This is a genomic window from Burkholderia sp. B10 (assembly GCF_004368385.1).
Taxonomy (GTDB): Bacteria; Pseudomonadota; Gammaproteobacteria; order Burkholderiales; family Burkholderiaceae; genus Burkholderia; species Burkholderia vietnamiensis.
This window is the reverse complement of sequence record NZ_PQMX01000141.1, coordinates 1-4,943: the sequence shown is the minus strand read 5'-3', so window position 1 is coordinate 4,943 and position 4,943 is coordinate 1. Positions and strand designations below refer to the sequence as shown.

Sequence of the window (4,943 nt, the reverse complement as noted above, 5' to 3'; positions counted from 1 at the left end):
GGCCGGGCGGGCCGGCGTCGGTGTCGGTGTCGGCGTGCCCGTTCGCGTGCGCTCGCACGTCGTCCGTCACTGCGCTGCGCGCATGCTGCGCTGTCCCGGTGTCTTCCATGGTGTCCTCACTTGGCTGTCGTTCATGACCTCAACACACGTGTCGTCGGCAATGCGGCATCGCAGGCATTGCGCGATTCGGAAACGAGTGTGGTGCGCCAAAAACTCGACCACGAATGAGAAAAGCGGACGTATTCGGGGGATATTTCCGGACGCGTGGCAACGGCCCATTGCGGGCCGCGCAGCGCTCTGGCGTTTCGCGGGCATTCCCGCTATCTTCTATGCGAACCCGTCGCCGCCCCCGCACCATGGACAGCCAGTCCCATCGACATCGACGCCGCGCCGAGCGCGGCCTGCGTTCGGCCGCCAGCCAGGACGACATCCCCGCCACCGTGCACGCGATCGCGGTCACGCTCGACGAATGCCGCGTCCGGCATCTCGACATCGCCGCGGTGCTCGACGGCACGGGCCTCGGCGCGGCCGAAGTCGCGTCGCCGAATCTGCACGTGAATCGCGGCCAGGAGCAGCGTTGCTTCCGTAACCTGCTGCGCTGCAGTGGCCTGCCGTCGATCGGTCTCGCGATCGGCGCGCGGCTCCATGTGTCGACGCTCGGCCTCGCCGGCTACGCGATGCTGATCAGCGGCTCAGTGATGCAGGCATTCGGCTGCATGGGCCGGTTTCCGCTGTTCATGGGGCTGTATTTCGACGTGCGCGGGCACACGCATGCGGACGGAATGAGCGTGACGATCGAGCGGTACAACGGCGAACCCGACATCGAGGTGTTTCAGACCGACATGTGCCTGTCGAGCCTGCGGCTGATCGTGTCCGATCTAGTCGGCAAGCCGGTATGGCCCGCGCAGCTGCATCTCGCGCGCCGCACGCCGCGCAACGCCGCGGACTACGCGCGCCACTTCCGCTGTCCGGTCGCGTTCGGCGCAGGCGAAAACCGCCTCGTGTTCACGAGCGTGGACGGCTCGGAAGCGCCGCGGCTCGCGAACGAAGTCAGCTTCAATGCGCTGCATCAGCAGTGCGAAGCGCTCGAGCAGCAGTGGGCCGCATCGCTCGGCACGCGCTTCGCCGATCGCGCGAAGGCGTTGATGGCGCGCGACCTCACGCGCTTCAAGTCGATGACGTCGCTCGCGGATGCGCTGTACGTGACCGAGCGCACATTGCGGCGCCGACTCGACAAGGACGGCATCACGTTCCAGTCGCTGCTCGACGACGTGCGCCATCAGGAGGCGGTGCGCCTGCTCGACGAGCCGACGCTCAGCGTGGCGGCCATCGCAGAGCGGCTCGGCTACAGCGAACCGCGCAGCTTCCGGCATGCGTACCGGCGCTGGACCGGCAGCACGCCGCGCGCACGCGCGGATGCGGACGGCGACGCCTGACGCGCAGCGCGTGACCGCGCGCAGTTCAGCGCATCATGCGACCACGCGCAACGCAACGCGCGATGGCGCGTGCGTCATTCGAGTTCGACGCCGTTGAGTTCGGGGATCAGGAACAGCGTCGCGGCCATGTCGAGCACATAGAGGCCGGCGAGCAGCGCGATGGCCGTCTGAAACGAGTAGTGCGCGGCGAGTGCGCCGACCGCCACCGGCCCGAAGCCGCCGACCGCGCGGCCGATGTTCCACAGCACGTTCTGCGCGGTGGCGCGCGCGGCGGTCGGATAGCCTTCGGACATCAGCGTGCCGTAGCCGCCGACCATCCCGTTCACGAACATGCCCATCAGCGCGCCGGCCCACAGCATCGTCGTCGGGTCGGACAGCCGGGCGTACGCGATGACGGTCGCGACCGCGCCGAGCTGGTACAGCAGGAACGTCGGCTTGCGGCCGATGCGATCGGCGAACTGCCCGAAGGTCCAGACGCCGATCATCATCCCGACGACGGTGACCGCCGTCCACAGGCCGGACTTCGTCAGCGAAAAGCCCATCTGCTTCGACAGGAAGGTCGGCAGCCAGATCATGATGCCGTAGTAGCCGAAGTTCTGGACCGAGCACAGGATCGCGATGCCGACGCTCGTGCGCGCGGTGCGCGCGTCGGCGACGAGCATGCGGAACGCGTTGGTGCGCGGCTGCGTAGCACGCTGCACGAACGCTACGGGCTCGTGCAGCCGGTTGCGCAGCGCCCATGCGAGCAAGGCGGGCACCACGCCGAGCGCGAACATTCCGCGCCAGCCGATATGGCCCAGCAGCAGCGGCGTCAGCAGCGCCGCCAGCAGTACGCCGGCCTGCCAGCCGAGCGCCACGTAGCACGACACGCGCGCGCGTTTGGCGGCCGGCCACGCTTCGGCCGCGAGCGCCATGCCGATCCCGAACTCGCCGCCCAGGCCGATGCCGGCGATGGTCCGGTAGACGAGCAGGTCGCGAAAGCCCTGGGCGAATGCGCAAAGGCCGGTGAAGATCGCGAACAGCATGATCGTCCAGGTCAGCACGCGCACGCGGCCATAGCGGTCGCTCAGGGCGCCGAACAGAATGCCGCCCGCCACCGCGCCGATCAGCGTCCACGTGACGAGCGCCCCGCCCTGCGCGGGCGTCAAGTGCAACGCCGCCGTGATCGCCGGCAGCATGAAGCCGAGGATCAGCAGATCGAAGCCGTCCATCGCGTAGCCGATCGCGGCGCCCGCGAGCGCCTTCCACGCGTAACGCCCGGCCTCCTCGACGCGCGGCGACGCCGCGTCGCCGAGCGACGAAGGTTCAAGGTTGGCTGCCATGGTGTCCTGCCGCAAAGGTCCGGGCGACAGTCTGAGGCCGGTTCGCGCGCGCGACGGCGCGGTGACCGTGCGCGGACGGAAAGGGTCGCGGCTGCCGGCTCGCCGAAACGGAAACGGGCAACCGCGGGTAATGGAACTGAAAGTCGGAACTGAAAGACGAAACTGAACGACGTCGATGCCGGCGGCGGCGCTGTCAGGCGGCACGCCGACGGCAAGGGATGAAGCATGCGAGCCGCGGCTCGCGTGGGCCGGACGGCGCCGGCGCGCGACCGGCGCCGCGCGGCGTCAGCCCTGATCGTCGCCGGGCCACCAGGTTTTGGCTTCGCGATCGACGAGCAGCGCGTCGAGGTCCTTGCCTTCGAGCCATTTCGGCCGCGGGCCGCGACCCGACCACGAGCGGCCGGTCGTCGGATCGTAGTACTTCGCAGGCGCCTTGCGTTTTCGCTGCACGATGTAGCCGAGCGCGCTCAGCACTTCCTGCTGCGTGATACCCAGCAACTGAACCTGCTCCCTGAATGCCGCGAGCGCGGCCTGCTTTTCTTTCTGCCTGGCTTCCGACAGCTTGATGTTCAGGTCCCGAAGTTGTGCTTCGAGGTCCTGCAGAGCCTGAGTCATGTATTCATCCTCTTTGGGCATGTTTTTATTCAAAGAACCTCCGATGGCCGAACCGGCCGTGAAGTTCCGCCGATCCGTATTGCGATATGTGGATCGCCAGACCGGAGCCGCAAGGTCTGCGATGTCCACCGGCGGCTATGCCATCGTCGAACGCTGCGGTCGCGGCACGCGACGCGCGGTACGCCGCGCTCGAACGCGCGACGAACGGTCGATGGCGACCTCCTCGCCACCGGTCGCCGCGCCTCGTACGGGCACGGCATGGCGCGAATGATAGCAGCGTGCATGCTCGGTGTTTGAGGACTTTTGCGCGGCGACGGCGCGGCGCGGTCCGGCGCGGTCCGGCGCGGTCCGGCGCGGTCCGGCGCCGAACGTCGCGGCGTCGCGACATCGCGGGGCGCGACGCTCACGGCAGCGGCGGCGCGTCGGCCAATACGGCGCGCAAGCCGGCGTCGAACGGCGTCGCATGGTCGATGCCGAGCGCGCGCACACGCGACGCATCGAGGTGGCAATCGTATGGGCGCGGCGTGGCATCGGTCGGCGCATGGATCGGCGCGAGCGCCGCGCGGCGCCCCAACGCGGCCGCGAGCCGTTGGGCGATATCGTATTTCGTCATCGGCTCCTCGGCCGACCAATGACGGATGCCGGTGACCGGCGCGCCGGCCAGATGGCGCAGCGTCAGGTCGCGGATGACCTGCGCGACGTCCGGCGTGTACGTCGGATAGCGGATCGCCCACGCATCCATGCGCGCCGGCTCGGCGCCCGGCTGCGCGGCCGCGACGATCGCCGGCACGAGGCTCGTGACCGCCGACTCGCGCCAGTCGACGATCGGCCCGTACAGCAGCGGCAGCCGCAGCACACACGCGAGCGGCGACGCGGCGAGCAACGCCGCCTCGCCGTCGAGCTTCGTGCGGCCGTACACGTTCAGCGGATTCGGCGTGGCGTCTTCGCGGTACGGCGCGGCCCGGCCGTCGAACACGTAGTCGGTCGAGATGCCGAGCGTCCATGCGCCGTAGCGCGCGGCGAGCGCGCCGATGCGCGCCGGCGCGTCGACGTTGATCGCACGCGCGGCGGCCGGGTCGTTCTCGCATACGTCCGGACGACGCTCGGCCGCGCAAACGATCACGGCGGACGGCCGCCGCGCATCGAACAGCCGTTCGAGCGCGGGCTGGTCCAGAACGTCGAGACGGGCGGTGTGTTCCGGCGGCAACGCGACCCGCCGGGCGCCGGCGGTATCTGCGTTCCGGATGGTCGCGACCAGCGTCAGCGACGCTTCGCGCGACAGCGCGGCGGCAACCGCACGGCCGAGCAGGCCGGACGCGCCGATGAGAAGGATGGTCGGTTGCGACACGGTAGCCAACGATGAAGGGAAACGAGGCCCACCAATCTATACGAGAACCTGCGTCGGATGGCGATTTCGCGCGCAACACGCGGCGGCGCACGACGAAAAAAAGGTTCATCGTAGGAAACCGTGGAGGGTTTTAGAGCGATTGCGTAACCTGACGCCTGACTTTAAGGACGTCAGGAGAAGCAATTGCTCGATCGCAAGGCACTTCAGGCACTGGGCTGCTGG

Annotated in this window: 4 protein-coding genes; 1 reads left to right on the top strand and 3 read right to left on the bottom strand. The window is 68.9% G+C overall.

Going from position 1 to position 4,943, the window contains the following annotated elements:
- Positions 1-356 precede the first annotated feature (356 nt).
- Positions 357-1,436 (top strand): AraC family transcriptional regulator, encoded by a 1,080-nt coding sequence (locus C3Y15_RS31010; RefSeq protein WP_014726269.1) that lies wholly within the window; start codon positions 357-359, stop codon positions 1,434-1,436.
- A gap of 74 nt (positions 1,437-1,510) precedes the next feature.
- Here C3Y15_RS31010 and C3Y15_RS31005 read toward each other — a convergent pair whose 3' ends face one another.
- From C3Y15_RS31005 to C3Y15_RS30995, 3 genes are all read right to left on the bottom strand, one after another.
- On the bottom strand, positions 1,511-2,758 hold the full coding sequence (locus tag C3Y15_RS31005; RefSeq protein WP_060121352.1) for an MFS transporter: 1,248 nt from the start codon (positions 2,756-2,758) through the stop codon (positions 1,511-1,513).
- 285 nt (positions 2,759-3,043) lie between these two features.
- Positions 3,044-3,373: an H-NS histone family protein gene (locus C3Y15_RS31000; protein ID WP_011880644.1), complete on the bottom strand. Its 330-nt coding sequence runs from the start codon at positions 3,371-3,373 to the stop codon at positions 3,044-3,046.
- 403 nt (positions 3,374-3,776) lie between these two features.
- On the bottom strand, positions 3,777-4,721 hold the full coding sequence (locus tag C3Y15_RS30995; RefSeq protein ID WP_059559791.1) for an SDR family oxidoreductase: 945 nt from the start codon (positions 4,719-4,721) through the stop codon (positions 3,777-3,779).
- Positions 4,722-4,943: the final 222 nt, after the last annotated feature.

Bases quoted from the DNA above. Each gene is read 5' to 3' on its own strand.
- C3Y15_RS31010 (WP_014726269.1), top strand. From the start codon at position 357: ATGGACAGCCAGTCCCATCGACATCGACGCCGCGCCGAGCGCGGCCTG.
- C3Y15_RS31005 (WP_060121352.1), bottom strand. From the start codon at position 2,758: ATGGCAGCCAACCTTGAACCTTCGTCGCTCGGCGACGCGGCGTCGCCG.
- C3Y15_RS31000 (WP_011880644.1), bottom strand. From the start codon at position 3,373: ATGACTCAGGCTCTGCAGGACCTCGAAGCACAACTTCGGGACCTGAAC.